This window comes from Xenorhabdus ehlersii (assembly GCF_003610465.1).
GTDB lineage: Bacteria > Pseudomonadota > Gammaproteobacteria > Enterobacterales > Enterobacteriaceae > Xenorhabdus > Xenorhabdus ehlersii.
Genome location: NZ_RAQI01000002.1, coordinates 210,118 through 228,787, shown reverse-complemented (window position 1 = coordinate 228,787; position 18,670 = coordinate 210,118). Strand labels below are relative to the sequence as shown.

The following is an 18,670-nucleotide window of genomic DNA, read 5'->3' as shown; positions in this document are numbered from 1 at the left end:
ATCAAAAATGATCAGGCCATTTACAAAAGCAGATATGGATACGGTTCTATCTATTTGGTTGGAAGCTTCTATCAAAGCTCACAATTTTGTGGCGGCTGAATTTTGGCAATCGCAGGTAGAAAACATGAGAAGCATCTATATTCCGGCTTCAGAAGTTTATGTCTATGTACAAAATTCTAACGTTGTCGGCTTTTACGCTCTTCACAAAAATAGTTTGGCTGCGATTTTTGTATCACCAGATAAACAGGGGCAGGGAATTGGCAACGCATTAATGAATGATGCCAAAAATCGAAGAACTGAACTCACGCTATCCGTTTATCAGCAAAACCAGGCAAGTTATGATTTTTACTTATCGCAAGGGTTTTATGTTGTCAGCGAAGAAGTCGATGAACACACTGGATGCCAAGAGTATTTTATGTGCTTAGATGCCGGGTAGCATAGTCGTGTATACGTTTCACCCGCTGTAATTGTTCTGCACTCAGTTCGGCTACAGACATTTTTTTCCTCAATATGCAAAGTGCTAATCGTACTGACCTGATACCAGTTCATTAAAAAAGGCTTCGCCATCGATGGTGTTACCGGATTCAATATCAACGCGGGCCTGTGCTGCTCTTGACTGCAATAATTTTAATCTGAGTGTTTCAATACTTTCGTACTCATCCATTGAGATAACCACTGCGACGGGTTTTTGATCAGAAGTAAGATATTTGAAAAGGAACCGAAAGATAATTATGGGAAGAACTTGGACTAAGTGGGAAGTTATGGAGAGTCAATTGTAATTCCTTTTCAGTATGTGAAAGGCAGACCAAACGGAATTGAGCTTGGTCTGCCCCCTGACGTTGTCAGGTTCAATCAGTTTAACCCGCTTACTCAGACTCGTCATTGAATAATTTACCTTGCAGGCGATCCACTTCCTCCTTTCGAACACGTTTTACTACGCTGTAAATCCATTGAACAGAAACACCAAATTTACGTGCCAGTTCGTGGTGATTCTTACCGTTAAATTTATTGAAGATTTCCCGATCGCGCAGGCTGACTTTCCAAACCATCCCCATAGGGAAATAGACATTCTGACCGCCCCAAACCTGCATCATACGGTTCGCGACAGCCTCCCCAATTTGTTCAGCTAATACAGGGTCAACATTGATAATCTCACTGACTGTACTAGCTGTATGTTGTGCTAATTCGACCAATAATTCAGGGCCTTTGCTACGAAAATTATTCACATCATTCATGCTTTTTTCCTCGTAACGCGATGTTGCCACTTCTTCAACTTTTCAATAACACGACTGGCTTGGGCTGAATTCAGCCATTGTAAGCTGTCGATACCTGTTTCACGTTTAACCCATTGAGCTAATGCCTGTTCCGAACTGTCGCGGACAATCCCCATAGAAGCCATTTCTAACCATAAAGCGCGTATCTTTTTTGATTGAGGATGGCTATCTAATCGACGCGATGTTTCGGATTTCTTTGCTGGCTTAATCTTAAATCCCCGTTTTTTCATGGTTTCCAGAACGCGGGTTAACTGCGGGATATCCATGTCCCGCGTAGAGGTTTTCTTGGTTTCTGAAAGAAGCATTTGGCGATAGGTGTCTTCGTCCAGTTTTAAGTTACTACGTGCAATATGGATAAGCTGAATAAGTTTTTGTCTTGTCATCTTACTCGTCCTCTGCCATGCACTCTCGAATTGAGTAAACCAACATTGCCAAAGTCGCTGGCCAAGTAAAGAAAATGAAAGACCATACCAGTATTAATTTGATACCACGGTATCTGTCCAGATACCCAAGAGTGCGGTGCAATTCAGCTGTAGCCCATCCAATATAGCAGAACAAAAAGATGAAATTAAATATCATACCGTACTCCCAATTTTCATTTGTTCCTGCCCACTGACGGGTTGATGTAATCTGACCAATTCACCTTTGCGATAGCCTGCATTCATGGCATCCATACTACCCCTTGCTTTTTTGGCTTCCCGCCCACTAACTTCCTTGGTGTTGGCTGAGCCATTGATAAACTAATTCCTCTTCTTCCTGGCTCATTGATAACCTTACAATCTCATTAAGAACAGCAAGTACCCAACCTTCCGCGAACTTATCTCCTCTGCTGGTTTTGGTGGTTGTTTTCAGGCGCTTATTTTGACTGTTGATGTATTCCTTTCTGGCCTTCATTAACTGACGCCCCAATACTTCATAGGTATAAGCAGCTAACGCTATACGTTCTTTGGGGCCATAAAAACTAACCTGGGTATCTACTCTATTTAACAGCAGTGAACACACCCCAAATGCATCCCTAATAATTGCAATCAGGCCTAACATATAAACAGGAGGACGACGTTGACCAACGGGCCAATAATCACTGATACTTTCGTCAATATCACTGAATGCAATTTCGTCTTCGCTGATGCTATAGGCCTGCATTAATTTCTGTGCGCGTCTTAGTGCAACTGCGGCTTCATGTGGGTTAGATGATTTTGACAAGGCATAGAGTTTTTTGAGCTTACTTATGATTCTTTCATTATTGTGGTTCATATGTTTCTCCCAATAATTCTGCAATACGATGTAACTTTTGAGTTTTGTGATATTCGATAGCTTTACCCAGTCCATTCTGGCGAAGCTGTTCAATCATAATTTCTACATCCGCGATCTCTTCAGCCAGACCATTTTCAAGGCCATGAAAATTCAGAACACGACAGGCTTCGGCAGACAGCTCGCTGGCCTCCTCGGCCAGCTTGCATAACTGTTTGTCATAACCCCATACCTGCATGGCTTTTTGGTATAAGGTTGTTTTATCCATTCACTGTCTCCAGCGGCTGTAAATCCCATGCAGCGACAGAAACACCATATTGTTGACTACAATGTGGGCAAACCAAGATTAGATCTACAACCCACTCACCAAATTCAGGAGACTGAATAATATTGGCTTGTTTAAAATTCATTTGTTCAACAGGTTTTTTGCAGTTATTACATGTTATTTTCATCAATATATTCCTTACTTAATTTCCTGTTCGAATGGGATAATTGAAAAATCTTCTTTACCTGAAATAATCGATATTCCTTTTATTTCTTTAACCGCATTTTTATCAGCTAAAATAGCCTCCTTATTAATTTCTTCTTTTGTTCTAATAAACCTGTCTAATTTGAGAATCTTTAATGCCTTAATAACCACATCCACGCCTTTAATGGAAACTGATTCTGGCCTCGTCCGCCAGGATACTTCCCCTGTTATCAAGTTTGCTGTCTTAGTTTTATGGCTATTTGTAATTTCATTACGATTAGCCTCACACCATATCTGAACGCCTTTCTGCAATATGTTAAGCTCTGCCTTTAGCGCTTCAATTGTGGGCGTGTTTCTATTAGCAATGACAGCAATTTCGTCATTAATTTCGGTTTCAATTCGGGTCAATTCACGTTGTATATCACCAATTTTTTTAATATCCGCGCTGACCTGCTCACGGGATTGCGGGGTATAGGAAGCCGCAGCAGCTTTAAGCCGCATTTTTCTCTTTGTCATATTTATTTATCCGTTAATTAATGTATTAGTTTTTTACTGATGCTATCTTTAAAAACTTCTGTAATGGAAAAATCCTGTTCTACCAATAATTATTTGTATATGTGCTTCAATTTTTACGGCCATAATCTAACGAACCTCCCATGCAATACGGCATTGATATAGTTGGAATTGATATTTTTCATACGCTCCATGTTCATCATGACCAAATCCATACCTGACAGCCCGTCTACTTTCTTGATATCGGCGGCAATGAACATCATTTTGTACAACGATGGTTGGGCGGCTTTGCTGGTCGATATCAATTCGGCTGACTGTAAATCCTTGCGTTGATAATTTATTAATTGCATGTCCAACGCGTGATAAGGCAGTTTGAATATGCATATTGTCAACATTAATGGTTAAGCCAGGATTTTTTTTCATCGTGACATCCTCAGTTAACACTGCGAATAATATTGGCATCAACCGTAGGTATCTCATTAATAGCAGCCATATTCATTGCCGCAGTCACCAGGTTACCTATCGCTAATGGATATAACAAACTCACTGTTTCTCTACCGCCGTGACGACTAAGACACAAGCGATCTCGAATAGCGGCAATCGCGCTATTATCCAGAATTTTGTTCGTTTCCATGCCCACCCGACCAAATTTAAAGTCCAGAAAAGATTCCAAATAATCATTAAGCGGACGCAAGTTAACGACTTCGCAACGTTGTACTACTTCGCGAACTTCTTGATTTCGTTCTGACAGTTTCAATTCAAGCTCAGGCTGTCCAACTAAAATGATAGATAGCAGTTTCTTAAAACCATCTTCCAATTCAAAGAATCGCTTGAGGTGCTTCAAGGTCGGCAAAGGTAATGAGTGTGCTTCTTCTATTATCAGAACATGTTGATAACCTGCACGAGAACTGTCTTTCAATATCCTGTGCAACTGACGGAAACGTGCTTCAGGTGATCGTTTTAAGTTTTCCAACGGTGCCAAAGTATTCACAATGGCTTCAGCAATACTGGATGCCTTAAGGGTTTTACCTTTGACATCATTGTCTTCCATTGCCAATACATACGGCTCAATAACAATAATGGGGGTATTTTCCCGGTTAATACGGTCAATGAGGTCACGACGCAGTGTTGTTTTACCTGAGCCTGATTCCCCTGATATTGCCAGAAAACCACCATAACGTGCGGTTTGATACATAGCTTCCCGTACATAACGACTATCTGGCGTCATGAAAACATCTTCAGCGCTTTGAATGGCACTATCTTCGAATGGATCACGAAACAAACTAAAATGTTTCTTTGTCGCTGGAAATAATACTTGTTTCTTTAGTAACATGTTTTCCTCCTCAGAAATGAGGGTTGTCTCTTTGTTATCGGTGCAGACATCTAATGGGTTGGTTGTCTGCACCACCTCAAAACTTTTTACTGTGTCAATCCCTTTACTTGTCAAAAAATCAGTAATACGTTGCTTTATTACCTCCGCATTCTGCCGTGGCCAGATATTATGATTAACAATTTGGGCTAATGCGGCTGCCGAAATTCCTGCTGCATTTGCAGCAGCACTTTGTGTTAACTGATGTGCTTGTAACTGTTGTTTAAACACCAGCATATTAATCCCCCGTTAAGCGGCTATAAGGATCATGAACTTTAATTGCCATTCTTTCTTTACCTTATCTATGTCATACAAAATTAATTACCGTTGATAATGTGGCGTACAACATGGGTTGATTGCTCCATGAACTCATCAGACAACACATCAACTTGATCTGCAGGAACACCGTTGGGAAAGCGTTCAACTATTAATTGGTAAAATTTAGCACGCCATGTTTTTCCCTGTGACTGGAACCTTTCGCGTAGTGTTTTGACAACATCAACGGGGTTTAGGAGCTGTTCAATACGCGGGCTGTATACTGTTGAAGATTGCCCACGTTTAGGCATATACGTCGGTGCATCGTTACGTTCAATATCCAGATAGGGATCAAACCGACCATTGAGAGGTAACGTTTTTAATTTACGGGCGCCCTCAGTTTCAGTGGCATTATTTGTTCCCATCACTTTTTGTTCAACTTCAGCCAAATTACGTTGTGCAATTGTGTGGGCAATGGCATGGAACTCACGGCCAATCACAGGGGCACCGAGGGCAAAACCGTGTTCATCTTTAACGACTTCATTAACCAGATGGAAAGCATCAAAGCCATCTTCACCCGTAATGACAACCTGGGCGACTTCATCACGCCACGGATTACGGGTGATCATAATGGAATCACCAACACCGACATGAGGAACTGTACTCACATCATATTCACGCCCCCTAAAAGAGACACGCAGGGTTGACTGAACTTTACGGCTTTCTGGTGCGGCAACAGCCAATTCACGGCAAACTTCGATAGCAGGTGCCTTGACTAGCTGTTCAGCCGTAATTCTCAACCAGCAATCAGTACGGGTTTGTCCATATCGGCTATGTATTGCAGTACGGTTAAATTTCATTCGCCATAGCCGTGCCAGACGGTTGAGTTCGTCAATATCATCAACTTGACGAAAACGTAAGCCAGACTCGAAATTGCGTTCAATAATGTCACGTGCTTTTTCAACCGAGCCTGTAGCACGGGCATTACGGGCTTTGTGTTGTATCATCTGAATACCCAGCGCCTTACACAAATTACGTAATGTAGGTGCGGTTAAAGCTGAGCCAGGGTCAGTAAATAAAATCTGGGGCACGCCATGTAACACATCTGCGTCACTGCGATCTTGCATAGCGTTGATCAATACCGAAGTAAAATTCTGGCTGGTTTCACCGCCAAACAAATATTCGACATATATCCAGCCGCTGGTATGATCTGTCAGTTCAAACGACCAGACGCGATCATTAACAATACGTGCCAGATTTTTCGGTTTATTTTTGTTAAACTCAGCGACAGGCATCATACGCAGCCCGTTATCACCACCCTTATTTTTGTCAGGATTTTTCAGGTAATACAGTACACAGATTGAGGCGTCTAACTCCCAGACATGATTAGGATGTAAGCTGGCTAATTGCAGACTGGGTGCAGGTACTTTCAATTGTTCAGGGTGTAGCTTGTATTGTCGTAATGCGCGGCTGATGGCATCAACAGATAATGAGATAAATTCGCCCGTTTCAGTATCAATATGACCCGCGCTAATTAGGCCATTTGAACGCAGATCGTTAACTGCTTGTTCAAGGCTATATAGGCGCTTGCCTGTGTTACGTGTGGCTTCCATTAATACCCCTGAAATGAGGATGGCTTCTTCACGCGTTAGTGCGCTATTACCTGCATCAGAACGTTTCTTGCGGGGTTTTCTACCAGAAACTTCACCCAATTTTTTTATCAGTGTCGAACGTGACATACACAGCTCCTCACAAGCCGCACGATATACCGCCTCTTTGCCGCCATGTCCGGCTTTATGTGCTGCTTGTGCAATAGCAACTAATCGTTCGGTCATTGTGGCGTTCATATTATTGCCCTTGTTTTTTCAGTTTCTTTTCCAGCATTTTCTTCAATTCACGGACAAAAGGTGCAGCATCATTACCTTGTATCTGTAATTCACCGTAATTTGTCAGAATTGAAAACCCTTGGCTCATATCATTCAGATGTCGGCTGACCGCATAATTCAATTTGGATCTAGTCATGTGCCTCGTCCTTTTCCATCCAGTCAGGGCGTTTGAATTCTTTTTCTTGCTCCTCTGCACCTTCTTTAGCCCAATCAGGAATCACGTCGTGTTCCCTGTATTCAGGTAAATTAAATTGGTTACGCAGATCACGGAATTTGATTTCAATGTCATCCAGTAATCCCGTCATAAACCCAATATGGCTAATGTCAGTACGCATCGTATGACTATTTAATTCAGTGAACCCATTGAAAAGATTGATAATTGCGGCATCAACAGCAAATGCCAATGAATTAACTTCCAGAGTTAGTGCTTCGCTTTCTTCTTCGGGTTTTTCATGATGGATTCGGCGCTGGAGTTTGTGCTGGATTTCAGACTTTTCTTCGATCAAATTACTGACCAGTTCTTTCTTTTCTTGTACTGCTTGACGTGATATTTCGAGATCGTTACGTGTATCGCGTAACGCCTTGCGTAGTTCGCGGACAGACATGCGATCAATATCATCCAGTGTCAGGCCAGCAACAGTGCCGCCTTCGGCTAATTCTGATAATTCTTCGTCGTCTTCAAGCATTAATTCATACAGTTTGGAACGCCCTAAAAGCGAAAACGTTTTCGCTTTTGCTTCTAATCCCGGTGAAAGAAATTTAAGTGCTGCTTGTGCCATTTTTTGAGCAATACGGGGTTCCAGACCAAGCTGATCTCTAACAATGTCAACAAATTCCCCATGAGGCTCGTTTTCTTTAAGAATGATGAGGCGTTTCCCTGCTTCTAACATTGCTTCAGCGCTTTGAGCCATATAAAACTTAGCTTCATGCACAATACGGTTGCAGTCATATGGTAAACCATCCCCAAACTGTTCCATGATTTGCAAACGATGGGTTGTCATGGCATTAAGATTAACTTGCAGATCGTCGGCAAGTTGAATCTCTTCGGCCAGTCCTACTGATGTTGTATTTTTTGTACGTGCCATTATAGGAATTCCTTATTAATTAATTTCTGCTACCAGCTAAAACACGCTGATTCATTTCAGTGATTCTGGCTTGTGTATTAGACATTTCATTTGAGAATGATTGTGCTATTTGTAGTAATTGCATGCCCGGGGCATATCTACCGCTATCTAATTTTTGTGCCAATCCTTCTTCTATTAATGTATTTAGTGCACGATTAATATTTGCCGGAGATTCCCCCAATAATTCTGCTAATTCCCCATTACTCAGCCCAGATAGTGAATGACCACGTAAAGCTTTCATGACTCGTAATATGCGCGTTCCAGAACTGGAAACGTTAATTTTGCGCATGTCACAATCTCCTTTTTCAATATGTGATAATTTGTTACAAAAAGTGATAAATTGCTTATACTAAATACTCAAAGATGGTGTTTTTAGACCGAGCTTCACAGCTATTTCATGGGCCTTTCCGTAGTTAGCTTTGGATTGTCCATTTAGAACACGGTACACAGCTTCACGGGAATAACCGTTTTCTTGTGCCCATTGAGTAACAGTAATGCCGTGTTGTTGGAAACGGTTTTTAATTTGTTCAGGTGTCATGCTATAGCCTCCGGTGATGCAATGATGTTTGTAGGATATGTGATACATTATTGTCTCAATTTTGGGACTTGTAAAGGGTTTTGGTGACAAAAATGTCCCTTGGTGAAAGATTGAAAAAAGAGCGCGAACGATTGGGATTTAGTCAATCTGACTTCGCAGAGATGGTTGGCGCATCAAGAAAATCACAAATAAGATGGGAAAAAAATGAATCTGCACCAGGGGCTGACGCTATTAGCCTCTGGGCAAAAGCAGGTCTAGATGTAATGTATCTGATCACAGGGCAAGCTCAGCAATCAATTTTTACCGCTCAAAAAAACAATGAGATAGATGAAGAATTACTAGGAAAAATTGTTCGTCAACTAGATTCTATCGCAAGGCAATCTAACCGCCGTTGGACAGCAGATGAACTTGTCCTACAATCATCAAAAATATATAACTTTTTGATTAAAGAGTCTGCTGTAGATGACGCTAGAATTGATAGGGTATTGAAATTGGTTATTAATCATTAAAGAATGAAGGATTTATATGGACAACAGAGAAGAAAAACTTAGAACAATTGCAGAACAGGTTGTTGATAGTCTTAAACTACTTCCCCAAGATGGGCAAGAACGACAAGTAACTATCAGTGTTGGTGGTAATAGTCATGGTTCTATTCACGTGGGTTCAGTTGTCAATATTAATCCTCCTACACCACCGCGACCACGTGAGCTTCATGAAAGGGATGGTCAAGAGTTACTTGCAATGAAACAACAATTGCTGACGAAAAATAAAGATGCTAAATGGCGTTGTTATTTTAATACACCTTGCCTACTATTCTTGAGTCTTGTACTTATGGCATTTGGGTTTGCCCTATGGAATGCTTATATGGTGCTTTGGGGTGGAGGGTCTAGTGGTTTATTGCTATTCAATGAGAAAACTTTGGTAATTTTTGTTTCTTGGAGTGTACTGATTTATATTTGTGGAAAAAAAATGGATAAGCATAGAAAAATAGAAAACATCATAATAGATGAAAATAAGAACATTATTGATACCATCAATGTCATTTTACGACGCAGAAATTCTTAATGAGATAATTATTTTCAATTTCATACAAGGTATGAGCTATGCGCAATTTATTAATTCCCACAATATTTCTTTTGGCAGGATGTGGTGATGTGGCTGAAAATAGCGCTCAAATTGAGCCTGAAAAATCTCCCAGTCCCACGTTCTCGATAACAACAGATAACGCCACTATCAATCAACTACTACCAGCTATCAGTCATTTGCTTCCCGGCCTTGATAAATACTCAGAACAATTTCAGGATAAAGCGATTGAGCTGAATCGCTTTCTAACAATTAAATTTCGTATTCCTGATAATGCCCAAATACCTGTTGAGTATATGGCTTCTGGTCATAACTGTTTTATTGAAATTAATGATGACCAGACAGGAATTAAAATTCCTAAGAGTGCTTGTCAAGCGTTACTATTTGATCAACAAAATGTCCTGCCCGATAGTGATTATTGGGTATATTTTTATCCAGACGATCTGACATACAAACCATATGATTTCTCGATCATGCCTGATGCAGAACGCATTGATACCGCAAAAAACTATCTGGATAAAATAACTAAAGCCATAGACAGTTTTCAGCAGAAAAATAATTGGGTAGTTTATGACTTTCCTAATTACGGTCGACAATTTAGGCAAATAGAACATGAAGGAAAAAGATTTTTATCTCAAGATGTAATACAACCTTATAGTGCTTGCCAAATGTCTGGGTTTAATGCGCAGAACTGGTGGGTTGAAAAAATCAATTTAGTTAAAGTTCTCTCTTCAAATGATCCTCAGAAAACCAACTTTGCATTGAGAAAAATTGAAGGTGCCTATAGTGAATACCAAAAAAGTGCAACTGAATGTTTGAAAGAAATTCAGTCTGCGCCAGCAAAACCAGAATCGAGAGAAATATTACCAGCTACACCAGATAATAAACCCCCACGAGCGGGGTGCTTGATGGTATTTAAACCTGATGATACGACTGAGTGGAGTTGCCCAATGTAATGGAATATTAAAAGGGGGATGTTTCCCCCTTTTTAAGCTAAAAGTTACAAATAATCAGTTCTTTACTCTGTTTCGCTTTTCCTTTGACTTTCAGGTTGTAACCAATATTAACCACCTGCAATGTCAATCCCTTAAACGCCTTACGCATTTCTGGAATATCGTTCACTGAAATTATCATTTTTCCGTGGACAGTATGTGCAAGTTCTGCCAACAGATCGTAGTTCTCTAGCCCGAACTCAATGCCATATCCCTCAGTCCCCCAATATGGTGGATCACAGTAAAACAAGGTATGTGGTCTATCATAACGCTGAATACACTGTGCCCAATCCATATTTTCAATGATCGTTCTTGCCAGTCGTAAGTGAGCCATTGATAACTCTTCTTCTATTCTAAGCAAATTGAAGCGTGGTGGACTGGTGGTAGAAGTACCGAAAGTATGCTCAGCAACCTTGCCTCCAAAGGCTTGCTTTTGGAGGTAGTAAAACCGCGCTGCCCGCTGAATATCGGTTAGTGTTTCTTCCGGCGTGATCTGCAACCATTTATAAATCTGGCGGCTGACCAATGCCCACTTAAATTGCCGGACAAATTCTTCCAAGTGATGTTTTATCACACGATAAAGATTCACCAGTTCGCCATTGATATCATTAATGACCTCACACTTGCTGGGTATTTTCAGGAAATACAGAGCAGCCGCACCGCAGAATGGTTCCACATAACAGGTATGCTCAGGAAACAAGGGTAAAATATGTTTTGCTAATCGGCGTTTACCACCAATCCAGGGAACGATGGGTAAAGATTGTTCTTTCATTATTTGTAAGCCTTTTCCATTAGCTAAAAATGAGTTAGGCTTCTTCGGTCATCGATGACGAAAAGAGCCTTGGTTGATTCACAGTGCATACCTGTGGGTTGATGACCTGCCCAGTGTTGAGCGCACTGAGTGGGTCGCTCTTATCCTGTCTTTTACTTTCCCGATGCGCTCTTAACGCCCTTTAAAATTCTTTTCCCGCTAAATTGGCAAAACTGTTTCCATCAACGACAATGGAGACAGTTCAATGAAAACCTTCAACTCACTTATTTCACTTATCAAAAAATTACGCCTCGGCGGCTGGCTGTTAACAGCGGTACTTTTGCTGGTCACTATTGGCTTGGTTTCCCCTCAACAAGTCCCTGTTGTGATCTATAAGTTGTCGCTGATTGCACTGGCTGCTGTCCTGGGATACTGGCTGGACCGCAGTTTATTTCCCAAGGCCAGACCAGGTCAGTATCTGAAACATGATGAAGAACTCATGAAAGTGGGAAAATATCCCATCCTGACTGGTTACCATATGGCGTTTGCGGCTGTTCTGATACGTCGTGCACTGATTGTTGCTGCTGTCTGTCTCAGCGTAGCAACAGGCCTATGATCATGAATTGGTGCCAGATTATCGGAATGGTGCTGCTGTGGTGTGGTGGCCTGATTAATCCTGTGCTGGCTGATGAACCGCCATACCGTTCGCTACAATACCGTAATGATTTGATACGGGCTTCCCGTGTGATTTGGGGATTGAACGCGCCTGTGGCTGATTTTGCTGCTCAATTGCATCAGGAGAGTGGCTGGAAACCACGCGCTATTTCACCTGTTGGTGCTCAGGGGATGGCCCAGTTTATGCCAGCAACTGCGGATTGGATCAGTCAACGCATTCCTGAATTATCCAATAAAGATCCTTTCAACCCTGCCTGGTCTATACGGGCAATGGTTCACTATGACTATTGGCTATGGCAACGCATTAAAGCGGCCGATGAGTGCCAAAGAATGGCTATGGTGCTGTCTTCCTATAACGGAGGCTTGGGCTGGTTATTACGGGATAAGAAGAAAACCGAGGCAGTGGGGCTCAATCCGTGGGTCTGGTTCGGTCACGTTGAATTTCAAAACGCAGGTCGTAATGCCACTGCCTGGAAAGAAAATCGCCATTATCCCCGACGTATCTTACTGGAACTTGCACCGCGTTATTTGGTTTGGGGAGGTGCCCGCTGTGCCAATTAAATTATGGGCTAAGCCTGTTGTATTGATTTTGGCGCTAGTAAGCCTGTTCGCTTTGGCTTATTGGCGAGGCCATGTCACAGGCTTTCAGAAAGCAAAGGAGACTGGAAATACCGCATTGGCACAACAGAAAGCGGATTTTCTTCTGCTGGAAAAACAACGGGCAGAGCGGGAACTGGCAACACTGAATGCCTTGCGGCAGCGTTATCAAATGCAGGTCAACTTAGCGCATCAGGCGGAAGCCCATTATCTCAATGGTATCGAAAAACTCCGTACTCAGAATCAACAACTGAAGAGGAAAATTGATCATGTTACTCAGCGTTGGATGGATGAAAAACAACAATTTCATCCCGTTAATTGCGTGTTTACTCGTGGCTTCGTGCAGCAATACAACGCCGCCTTCGGCCTGTCCGGTGAACAAATGCGCTCTGCCTCCGTTACCTCCGGCGCTGATGAAACGCCCCGTGAAAATGAAACCGCTGACGCCCAACTACGGTCATCCGGTATTACGCAAAGAGACATCCTCGCCAATGTCATCGATAACGGGGAGCAATGTCTTGCATTGAAAGCACAGGTCAATGGCCTGCTGGATTACATCGAAGGATTACAACAATGACATTACAGATTGAATTTTGGGCTGCTGTGGGTTTTCTGTTCTCTTTCCTTGGTTTCGTTTTTGGCATCGCAAAGTGGTTATTTTCCAAAGCGGAAGAACGACAGGAGGAACGGCACGCTTCGTTAGAGCAGGCGCTTAAAAATTCCGTAGATAACTGGTCTCAGCTCGAACGTGAGTTTATGCAGTTTAAGGCTGACTTACCACTGAATTACGTGCGACGTGAAGATTACATTCGTGGTCAAACAGTCATTGAAGCCAAACTGGATGCACTTTATAGCAAATTAGAGGTGGTGCAGCAGCACCGAATTGCCGGAGGTAAAAATGATTGATATAGCCCGTGTTCGTCGTGAGTCATTGCGCTGGAGTTTATTGGTCGCGTTGAATAAAACGCGCCCGTATACCGCCAGTGAGACGTTGTTATTGGATATATCTCGCGCGATTTATCCTGATGTGACTGCACTGGAGTTACGCAAGGAGTTAGATTATCTGGCAGACCGTCAGTTGATTGACCTGAATAAACAGCCATCGGGCAGTTGGTTTGCGGATTTAACCCGTATTGGTGTTGATATCGTTGAATATACGGTTGAATGCGGCCCTGGTATTGCTCGTCCTGAAAAATACTGGAGTGAATAATGGCGCGTCGAAGCACAATCGATAAACTCCCTGAAGACGTCCGGCGTTGGTTGGAACGCGCGTTGACTGAATCAGGATTCAGCGGTTATCAGGAACTGGAAGATCTGTTGAAAGAGAAAGGTTATACCATCAGTAAATCTGCCATTCATCGCTATGGACAGAAAATTGAGCGTCGATTCGCAGCCATTCGTGCCGCGACTGAAGCTGCTCGACTGCTGACTGAAGGGGCTTCTGATGATCAGGATGCCCGTTCTGAAGCAGTAATCGCACTGATTCAAACTGAAATCTTCGAAAACATTGTTAAGTTGCAGGAGGCAGATGAAGAAGAAATTAACCCCGCAGAACGCGTCACCTTACTATCTAAGGTCGCAAAAAATGTCGCTACTCTGAGCCGAGCCAGTATCAATCTAAAGAAATATCAATCTGACCTACGCCAGAAAATTGCTGACAAAATGGAAGCACTGGAGAAGGAAGCCAGTACCCATAATGGTGGACGTATGAGTATTGAAACCTTGCGTCGTGTCCGAGAAGAAATTTATGGGATCGTCAAATGAGCGCCGCCATTCAACTTTATGCTTACCAACGCACATGGTTTCTAGACCGTTCCCGTTTCAAGATAGGTAAATTTGCCCGTCAGACAGGAAAAACGTTCACCACAACACTGGAGCTGACTGATGATTGCTTCGAAATTGAAGCGACAGGGGGACGTACTCGTTGGGTCATTCTTTCCCGTGGCGAGCGCCAGGCTAAAGAAGCGATGGAGGAAGGGGTAAAAAAACACTGCCAGGCCTACAACATGGTCGCCCGTGAGATTGAGGGATATTTTAAAGGTGCATCCGGTGAGCGTTATACCATGCTGGAAGCGGAGTTACCCGGTGGCTCTAGAATTACCGCCTTACCTGCTAATCCCGACACCGCTCGTGGTTTTGCATCCAATGTATTTTTGGATGAATTCGCATTTCATCCTGACAGTCGTAAGATTTGGACAGCACTGTTTCCGGTTATTTCCAATGGTTACAAATTACGGGTGACATCTACCCCGAACGGCAAAGGAAACAAGTTCTATGAGTTAATGACGGATAAGTCACTGGATCAAGTATGGTCACGGCACATTGTCGATATTTATCAAGCCGTCAAAGATGGCTTACCACGAAATATAGAGGAAATGCGGAAAGCCCTTAATGACGAAGATGCGTGGGAACAAGAATTTGAATTGAAATGGCTGGACGAAGCCAGTGCATGGCTTTCTTATGAGTTGATTGATGGTGTCGAGCATGATTTAGCTGGGCTGCCAGAACATTATCAGGGGGGGCCTTGCTTTGTTGGCGTGGATATTGGTATCCGTAATGACCTCTTTGTTATTTGGGTATTAGAGCAAGTGGGTGATGTTTATTGGACGCGTGAGATTATTGCACGTAAGCGCGCCACATTTGCTGAACAGGATGCCTTGCTGGATGATGTTTTCTTCCGTTATCGCGTTTTACGTTGCTGCATGGATCAGACCGGAATGGGTGAAAAACCTGTTGAAGATGCTAAACGTCGGCATGGCAGTAGCCGTGTAGAAGGCGTTATTTTTACCAGCAACAATAAACTGACGCTAGCCACCAGAGGTAAAGAGGTATTTGAAGATAAACAGATCCGTATTCCTCGCGGTGATCAGCTTTTACGGACAGATCTCCATAAATTACAGAAGATTTCTGGGCCAACGGGCACCCCCCGTTTTGTTGCTGATAGTGATGCAACAGGCCACGCAGACCGCGCATGGTCATGTTTTTTGGCGGTGAATGCGTCTGATGGCCCATCAGGCCCAGTCACGATTACATCCCGCCGTCAACGTCTGAGTGCTCAATTGCTGGGAGGATACTAATGGCACGAGGTATCTGGGTTTCACCCACTGAATTTATTCACTTTTCCGAATCAACGCAGTCACTCACAGAGCAAATTGCCTCACGAAACCGTTCCATTGATTTTTACGGTCTGGGCACCTATTTACCTAACCCTGACCCTATTCTTAAAGCACAAGGGCGTGATATCCGTATCTATCGTGAACTGCGCACCGACCCGTTAGTTGGGGGATGTATTCGCCGTCGTAAAGCGGGCGTGAAATCACTAGAGCGTGGTGTAGAACGTAGCAACGCCCCAGTGCGAGTCTTCAACTTTATCCGTGACATGCTCGCTGATTTGGATGTGTCACGTATCATTGGCGAAATGCACGAAGCCGTTCTCTACGGTTACCAGCCCTGTGAATTAATGTGGAGTCGGAGTCCATCATGGTCAGTGAGTGATATCGTCAGTAAGCCCCCTGACTGGTTCCACTATGATCGTGACAACCAGCTCCGTTTTCGTGCCCGTGATGCCGGTGTTGAGGGGGAATTAGTCCCGCTTTATAAGTTTGTGACGCCACGTCAAGACGCAACTTATGACAATCCCTATGGATTCCCCGACTTATCTATGTGCTTCTGGCCTGTCACCTTTAAGAAAGGCGGTATGAAGTTCTGGGTCAGGTTCGCCGAGAAGTATGGTTCGCCGTGGGTCATCGGAAAGCATCCACGAGGCACACCACAAAGTGAAATAGATCTGTTGTTGGATTCAATGGAAGCGATGGTAGATGATGCCGTTGCCGCTATTCCCGACGATTCCTCCGTTGAAATTAAGGAAGCAGCAGGGAAATCAGACAGCAGTGATATCTATCAAAATCTGATTACCATTGCCCGCAGCGAAATTGCTATTGCCTTACTGGGACAGAACCAAACAACAGAAGCAAACAGCAATAAAGCTTCTGCACAAGCTGGACTGGAAGTGACCGATGATATTCGTGATGCCGATGCTGACATTATCGCCAGCGCCATCAATCAGATCATACGTTGGGTGGTAGAACTGAACTTTGGTAACGTTGAATGTCCGGTCTATCGTCTGTGGGAACAACAATCCGTTGATGAAACGCAGGCTAACCGTGATGTTAAATTGAGCCAGTCAGGTGTCAGGTTTACACCGCAATACTGGAAACGTGAATACCAATTGCAGGATGGGGATATTGATGAAATGCCACTCCCTATGCCCGCCGTTCCTCCATTGCCCTTAGCATTTTCAGAAGCAATGAATGCCGAACTGGAAGCACAAAATAAGCTGGATGAAGCGCTGGATATTTTGATAAATGGAGATAATTTAGACAAGACACTGGAACCGATTCTGGCCCCCTTGTTCGACCGAGTTCAGAACGGCGCTAATCCCAGTGAACTGTTGGGAGAGTTAGCCGAACTTTATCCTCATATGAATGCGGGTGATTTGCAGGAACGGCTGGCGCGGGTATTGTTTGTGACTAACATTTGGGGGCGTTTGCATGAGCATGACAACGGCTGAATTGGCATATTGCATGACCTTACCCCCCAAACGCGCTATTGGTTACCTGAAATCTAAAGGTTATCAGATAAGCTGGGACTGGGAAGATCTCTGGCAGGATGCACACGCCAGATCATTTACTGTCGCTAAAGTAACGCGTTTAGATATTCTGGAAGATATTCGTCAGGTACTACAGCAAGCCTTAGACGAGGGCAAAACTGACCGCTGGTTTCGTAAGGAATTGGAGACAGTTCTCAAACGCAAAGGATGGTGGGGAACAACTGAAGCAGACGATCCAGTTACAGGAGAACGAGTTACCGTTCAACAAGGAAGCCCATGGCGGCTTGATACCATTTTTCGTACCAATATGTCTGTACTCTACAGTGCGGGGCGTTGGGCAGAACAGATGGAAAATATTGATGACCGACCGTACTGGATGTATACGGGGATCAATGACAGCCACACCCGCAAAAGCCATCTTGCCTTACATGGACTGGTATTTCGTTACGATGATCCATTTTGGCAGGCATTTTATCCGCCTAATGGCTGGCGTTGTCGTTGCAGTGTGATTGCACTCAGCTATGATGATGTTAAAGCCAGAGGATTAAAAGTTGCGAATTCTGGCAAAGCAATGGGCAGTGAACTGAAGTTAATTTCTCAGAAAACCGGAGAAATGCAGCCTGTAGCAACATTTATTACGGGTACAACTCAAACAGGAAAAACCAAAGTTGCCACCGATGTAGGTTGGTCATACTCACCCGGTGCAGCATACCACCCCGATTTAGCACGTTATCAGGGATCGTTATTCGGGCTGGCTCGCCGTGAATTAAGAGGACAGAATGAGTAATATCACTATTACAATTAATGATAACGATTTGATGCGTGGCTTGCATGCGCTAGCATCTTCTGCCGAAGATCTGACACCAGCCATGCGTAAGATTGCTGCAACACTATCGGCAGAAACCTCATTCAATTTCGAAGCTGACGGTCGTCCTGCCTGGATACCCTCAGTTGCAGCACAAGATCGAAGTGGCCAGACATTACAAAAAACGGGGCGTTTGATGAATTCAATCAATACCCGTTATGATTCCAGTTCGGCGGTTATTGGTACAAACATTATCTATGCCCGTATCCATCAAATGGGTGGAGAAACTGGCCGCAATAAATCGATATCCTTGCCTGCCAGACCTTATTTACCTGTTACAGCAGAAGATGAACTATCACCGGAAGCGACAAGATCGGTTTTGAGTGCCATCCAGAGACATCTTGAAGCAGCGGCTCGCCGTTAAACGTTGTGTCTTTATGCGGGTGATTTATCATTGTCATCCGCAAAAAAGTTTATAA

28 protein-coding genes and 1 pseudogene are annotated in these 18,670 nt (G+C 43.3%); 14 read left to right on the top strand and 15 right to left on the bottom strand.

Annotation, left to right across the window (positions count from 1 at the left end):
• Positions 1-7: 7 nt before the first annotated feature.
• Positions 8-436 carry an N-acetyltransferase gene (locus BDE27_RS07030; protein WP_099132189.1) on the top strand — a complete coding sequence of 143 codons (429 nt, stop codon included), beginning with the start codon at positions 8-10 and terminating at the stop codon, positions 434-436.
• Positions 437-520: 84 nt separating this feature from the next.
• Here BDE27_RS07030 and BDE27_RS07025 read toward each other — a convergent pair whose 3' ends face one another.
• From BDE27_RS07025 to BDE27_RS06960, 14 genes and pseudogenes are all read right to left on the bottom strand, one after another.
• Positions 521-664, bottom strand: coding sequence for a hypothetical protein (locus tag BDE27_RS07025; RefSeq protein ID WP_099132188.1), 144 nt, complete (start codon positions 662-664; stop codon positions 521-523).
• A 202-nt stretch (positions 665-866) separates the two neighbouring features.
• Positions 867-1,235, bottom strand: coding sequence for a Mor transcription activator family protein (locus BDE27_RS07020; RefSeq protein WP_099132187.1), 369 nt, complete (start codon positions 1,233-1,235; stop codon positions 867-869).
• Entirely contained in the window at positions 1,232-1,657 is a 426-nt protein-coding gene (locus BDE27_RS07015) for a gp16 family protein (RefSeq protein ID WP_074019669.1), read from the bottom strand. Before BDE27_RS07015 ends, BDE27_RS07020 begins: the two co-directional genes overlap by 4 nt.
• Before the next feature lie 192 nt (positions 1,658-1,849).
• A pseudogene (locus BDE27_RS07005) lies at positions 1,850-2,528 on the bottom strand (DUF2786 domain-containing protein).
• Positions 2,515-2,793 (bottom strand): nucleoside triphosphate pyrophosphohydrolase family protein, encoded by a 279-nt coding sequence (locus BDE27_RS07000; RefSeq protein WP_099132186.1) that lies wholly within the window; start codon positions 2,791-2,793, stop codon positions 2,515-2,517. Before BDE27_RS07000 ends, BDE27_RS07005 begins: the two are co-directional and overlap by 14 nt.
• On the bottom strand, positions 2,786-2,977 hold the full coding sequence (locus BDE27_RS06995) for a hypothetical protein (protein WP_099132185.1): 192 nt from the start codon (positions 2,975-2,977) through the stop codon (positions 2,786-2,788). The genes BDE27_RS07000 and BDE27_RS06995 overlap by 8 nt, the downstream gene beginning before the upstream one ends.
• A gap of 11 nt (positions 2,978-2,988) precedes the next feature.
• Complete coding sequence (locus BDE27_RS06990) at positions 2,989-3,510, bottom strand: host-nuclease inhibitor Gam family protein (protein ID WP_099132184.1); 522 nt, start codon at positions 3,508-3,510, stop codon at positions 2,989-2,991.
• 126 nt (positions 3,511-3,636) lie between these two features.
• Complete coding sequence (locus BDE27_RS06985) at positions 3,637-3,930, bottom strand: hypothetical protein (RefSeq protein WP_099132183.1); 294 nt, start codon at positions 3,928-3,930, stop codon at positions 3,637-3,639.
• 10 nt (positions 3,931-3,940) lie between these two features.
• Positions 3,941-5,113 carry an ExeA family protein gene (locus tag BDE27_RS06980; RefSeq protein ID WP_074019675.1) on the bottom strand — a complete coding sequence of 391 codons (1,173 nt, stop codon included), beginning with the start codon at positions 5,111-5,113 and terminating at the stop codon, positions 3,941-3,943.
• Between the two features lie 80 nt (positions 5,114-5,193).
• A complete protein-coding gene (locus BDE27_RS06975; RefSeq protein ID WP_099132182.1) occupies positions 5,194-6,978 on the bottom strand; it encodes a DDE-type integrase/transposase/recombinase in 1,785 nt (594 codons plus the stop codon).
• 1 nt (position 6,979) lies between these two features.
• Positions 6,980-7,153 carry a hypothetical protein gene (locus tag BDE27_RS19400; RefSeq protein WP_099132181.1) on the bottom strand — a complete coding sequence of 58 codons (174 nt, stop codon included), beginning with the start codon at positions 7,151-7,153 and terminating at the stop codon, positions 6,980-6,982.
• Positions 7,146-8,102: a DUF3102 domain-containing protein gene (locus tag BDE27_RS06970; RefSeq protein WP_099132180.1), complete on the bottom strand. Its 957-nt coding sequence runs from the start codon at positions 8,100-8,102 to the stop codon at positions 7,146-7,148. The genes BDE27_RS19400 and BDE27_RS06970 overlap by 8 nt, the downstream gene beginning before the upstream one ends.
• A 19-nt stretch (positions 8,103-8,121) precedes the next feature.
• Complete coding sequence (locus tag BDE27_RS06965; protein WP_074019678.1) at positions 8,122-8,430, bottom strand: helix-turn-helix domain-containing protein; 309 nt, start codon at positions 8,428-8,430, stop codon at positions 8,122-8,124.
• Between the two features lie 60 nt (positions 8,431-8,490).
• Positions 8,491-8,679 carry a DNA-binding protein gene (locus BDE27_RS06960; protein ID WP_074019679.1) on the bottom strand — a complete coding sequence of 63 codons (189 nt, stop codon included), beginning with the start codon at positions 8,677-8,679 and terminating at the stop codon, positions 8,491-8,493.
• 92 nt (positions 8,680-8,771) lie between these two features.
• Between BDE27_RS06960 and BDE27_RS06955 the strand changes: the two genes are divergently transcribed.
• From BDE27_RS06955 to BDE27_RS06945, 3 genes are all read left to right on the top strand, one after another.
• Complete coding sequence (locus BDE27_RS06955; protein WP_083600906.1) at positions 8,772-9,188, top strand: helix-turn-helix domain-containing protein; 417 nt, start codon at positions 8,772-8,774, stop codon at positions 9,186-9,188.
• Between the two features lie 16 nt (positions 9,189-9,204).
• Entirely contained in the window at positions 9,205-9,744 is a 540-nt protein-coding gene (locus tag BDE27_RS06950; RefSeq protein WP_099132179.1) for a hypothetical protein, read from the top strand.
• 89 nt (positions 9,745-9,833) lie between these two features.
• A complete protein-coding gene (locus BDE27_RS06945; RefSeq protein WP_244208716.1) occupies positions 9,834-10,718 on the top strand; it encodes a hypothetical protein in 885 nt (294 codons plus the stop codon).
• A gap of 37 nt (positions 10,719-10,755) precedes the next feature.
• Here the strand turns inward: BDE27_RS06945 and BDE27_RS06940 are convergent, their stop codons facing one another.
• Entirely contained in the window at positions 10,756-11,526 is a 771-nt protein-coding gene (locus BDE27_RS06940; protein ID WP_099132177.1) for a DNA adenine methylase, read from the bottom strand.
• 244 nt (positions 11,527-11,770) lie between these two features.
• Between BDE27_RS06940 and BDE27_RS06935 the strand changes: the two genes are divergently transcribed.
• Genes BDE27_RS06935 through BDE27_RS06890 form a run of 10 tightly spaced genes read left to right on the top strand, consistent with a single transcriptional unit; the run spans position 11,771 to position 18,615 of the window.
• Positions 11,771-12,121, top strand: coding sequence for a putative holin (locus BDE27_RS06935; protein WP_099132176.1), 351 nt, complete (start codon positions 11,771-11,773; stop codon positions 12,119-12,121).
• 2 nt (positions 12,122-12,123) lie between these two features.
• Positions 12,124-12,741, top strand: coding sequence for a transglycosylase SLT domain-containing protein (locus tag BDE27_RS06930; RefSeq protein ID WP_099132314.1), 618 nt, complete (start codon positions 12,124-12,126; stop codon positions 12,739-12,741).
• Positions 12,731-13,354, top strand: coding sequence for a hypothetical protein (locus BDE27_RS06925; RefSeq protein ID WP_099132175.1), 624 nt, complete (start codon positions 12,731-12,733; stop codon positions 13,352-13,354). The genes BDE27_RS06930 and BDE27_RS06925 overlap by 11 nt, the downstream gene beginning before the upstream one ends.
• The gene (locus BDE27_RS06920; RefSeq protein ID WP_099132174.1) at positions 13,351-13,683 is read left to right on the top strand and encodes a hypothetical protein; all 333 of its coding nucleotides are present in this window, start codon (positions 13,351-13,353) and stop codon (positions 13,681-13,683) included. The genes BDE27_RS06925 and BDE27_RS06920 overlap by 4 nt, the downstream gene beginning before the upstream one ends.
• Positions 13,676-13,987 carry a hypothetical protein gene (locus BDE27_RS06915; protein WP_074019686.1) on the top strand — a complete coding sequence of 104 codons (312 nt, stop codon included), beginning with the start codon at positions 13,676-13,678 and terminating at the stop codon, positions 13,985-13,987. Before BDE27_RS06920 ends, BDE27_RS06915 begins: the two co-directional genes overlap by 8 nt.
• Complete coding sequence (locus tag BDE27_RS06910) at positions 13,987-14,541, top strand: DUF3486 family protein (RefSeq protein WP_074019687.1); 555 nt, start codon at positions 13,987-13,989, stop codon at positions 14,539-14,541. Before BDE27_RS06915 ends, BDE27_RS06910 begins: the two co-directional genes overlap by 1 nt.
• On the top strand, positions 14,538-15,854 hold the full coding sequence (locus BDE27_RS06905; RefSeq protein WP_074019688.1) for a phage terminase large subunit family protein: 1,317 nt from the start codon (positions 14,538-14,540) through the stop codon (positions 15,852-15,854). The genes BDE27_RS06910 and BDE27_RS06905 overlap by 4 nt, the downstream gene beginning before the upstream one ends.
• Complete coding sequence (locus BDE27_RS06900; RefSeq protein WP_099132173.1) at positions 15,854-17,347, top strand: DUF935 domain-containing protein; 1,494 nt, start codon at positions 15,854-15,856, stop codon at positions 17,345-17,347. The genes BDE27_RS06905 and BDE27_RS06900 overlap by 1 nt, the downstream gene beginning before the upstream one ends.
• Positions 17,328-18,173 (top strand): phage head morphogenesis protein, encoded by an 846-nt coding sequence (locus BDE27_RS06895; protein ID WP_099132172.1) that lies wholly within the window; start codon positions 17,328-17,330, stop codon positions 18,171-18,173. The genes BDE27_RS06900 and BDE27_RS06895 overlap by 20 nt, the downstream gene beginning before the upstream one ends.
• The gene (locus BDE27_RS06890) at positions 18,166-18,615 is read left to right on the top strand and encodes a phage virion morphogenesis protein (RefSeq protein WP_099132171.1); all 450 of its coding nucleotides are present in this window, start codon (positions 18,166-18,168) and stop codon (positions 18,613-18,615) included. Before BDE27_RS06895 ends, BDE27_RS06890 begins: the two co-directional genes overlap by 8 nt.
• Positions 18,616-18,670 lie beyond the last annotated feature (55 nt).

Bases quoted from the DNA above. Each gene is read 5' to 3' on its own strand.
- BDE27_RS06975 (WP_099132182.1), bottom strand. From the start codon at position 6,978: ATGAACGCCACAATGACCGAACGATTAGTTGCTATTGCACAAGCAGCA.
- BDE27_RS07030 (WP_099132189.1), top strand. From the start codon at position 8: ATGATCAGGCCATTTACAAAAGCAGATATGGATACGGTTCTATCTATT.
- BDE27_RS07020 (WP_099132187.1), bottom strand. From the start codon at position 1,235: ATGAATGATGTGAATAATTTTCGTAGCAAAGGCCCTGAATTATTGGTC.
- BDE27_RS07000 (WP_099132186.1), bottom strand. From the start codon at position 2,793: ATGGATAAAACAACCTTATACCAAAAAGCCATGCAGGTATGGGGTTAT.
- BDE27_RS06935 (WP_099132176.1), top strand. From the start codon at position 11,771: ATGAAAACCTTCAACTCACTTATTTCACTTATCAAAAAATTACGCCTC.
- BDE27_RS06900 (WP_099132173.1), top strand. From the start codon at position 15,854: ATGGCACGAGGTATCTGGGTTTCACCCACTGAATTTATTCACTTTTCC.
- BDE27_RS06965 (WP_074019678.1), bottom strand. From the start codon at position 8,430: ATGCGCAAAATTAACGTTTCCAGTTCTGGAACGCGCATATTACGAGTC.
- BDE27_RS06895 (WP_099132172.1), top strand. From the start codon at position 17,328: ATGAGCATGACAACGGCTGAATTGGCATATTGCATGACCTTACCCCCC.
- BDE27_RS06990 (WP_099132184.1), bottom strand. From the start codon at position 3,510: ATGACAAAGAGAAAAATGCGGCTTAAAGCTGCTGCGGCTTCCTATACC.
- BDE27_RS06940 (WP_099132177.1), bottom strand. From the start codon at position 11,526: ATGAAAGAACAATCTTTACCCATCGTTCCCTGGATTGGTGGTAAACGC.
- BDE27_RS06910 (WP_074019687.1), top strand. From the start codon at position 13,987: ATGGCGCGTCGAAGCACAATCGATAAACTCCCTGAAGACGTCCGGCGT.
- BDE27_RS06955 (WP_083600906.1), top strand. From the start codon at position 8,772: ATGTCCCTTGGTGAAAGATTGAAAAAAGAGCGCGAACGATTGGGATTT.
- BDE27_RS19400 (WP_099132181.1), bottom strand. From the start codon at position 7,153: ATGACTAGATCCAAATTGAATTATGCGGTCAGCCGACATCTGAATGAT.
- BDE27_RS06985 (WP_099132183.1), bottom strand. From the start codon at position 3,930: ATGAAAAAAAATCCTGGCTTAACCATTAATGTTGACAATATGCATATT.
- BDE27_RS06890 (WP_099132171.1), top strand. From the start codon at position 18,166: ATGAGTAATATCACTATTACAATTAATGATAACGATTTGATGCGTGGC.
- BDE27_RS06930 (WP_099132314.1), top strand. From the start codon at position 12,124: ATGAATTGGTGCCAGATTATCGGAATGGTGCTGCTGTGGTGTGGTGGC.
- BDE27_RS06920 (WP_099132174.1), top strand. From the start codon at position 13,351: ATGACATTACAGATTGAATTTTGGGCTGCTGTGGGTTTTCTGTTCTCT.
- BDE27_RS07025 (WP_099132188.1), bottom strand. From the start codon at position 664: ATGGATGAGTACGAAAGTATTGAAACACTCAGATTAAAATTATTGCAG.
- BDE27_RS06995 (WP_099132185.1), bottom strand. From the start codon at position 2,977: ATGAAAATAACATGTAATAACTGCAAAAAACCTGTTGAACAAATGAAT.
- BDE27_RS06915 (WP_074019686.1), top strand. From the start codon at position 13,676: ATGATTGATATAGCCCGTGTTCGTCGTGAGTCATTGCGCTGGAGTTTA.
- BDE27_RS06905 (WP_074019688.1), top strand. From the start codon at position 14,538: ATGAGCGCCGCCATTCAACTTTATGCTTACCAACGCACATGGTTTCTA.
- BDE27_RS06970 (WP_099132180.1), bottom strand. From the start codon at position 8,102: ATGGCACGTACAAAAAATACAACATCAGTAGGACTGGCCGAAGAGATT.
- BDE27_RS06960 (WP_074019679.1), bottom strand. From the start codon at position 8,679: ATGACACCTGAACAAATTAAAAACCGTTTCCAACAACACGGCATTACT.
- BDE27_RS07015 (WP_074019669.1), bottom strand. From the start codon at position 1,657: ATGACAAGACAAAAACTTATTCAGCTTATCCATATTGCACGTAGTAAC.
- BDE27_RS06980 (WP_074019675.1), bottom strand. From the start codon at position 5,113: ATGCTGGTGTTTAAACAACAGTTACAAGCACATCAGTTAACACAAAGT.
- BDE27_RS06950 (WP_099132179.1), top strand. From the start codon at position 9,205: ATGGACAACAGAGAAGAAAAACTTAGAACAATTGCAGAACAGGTTGTT.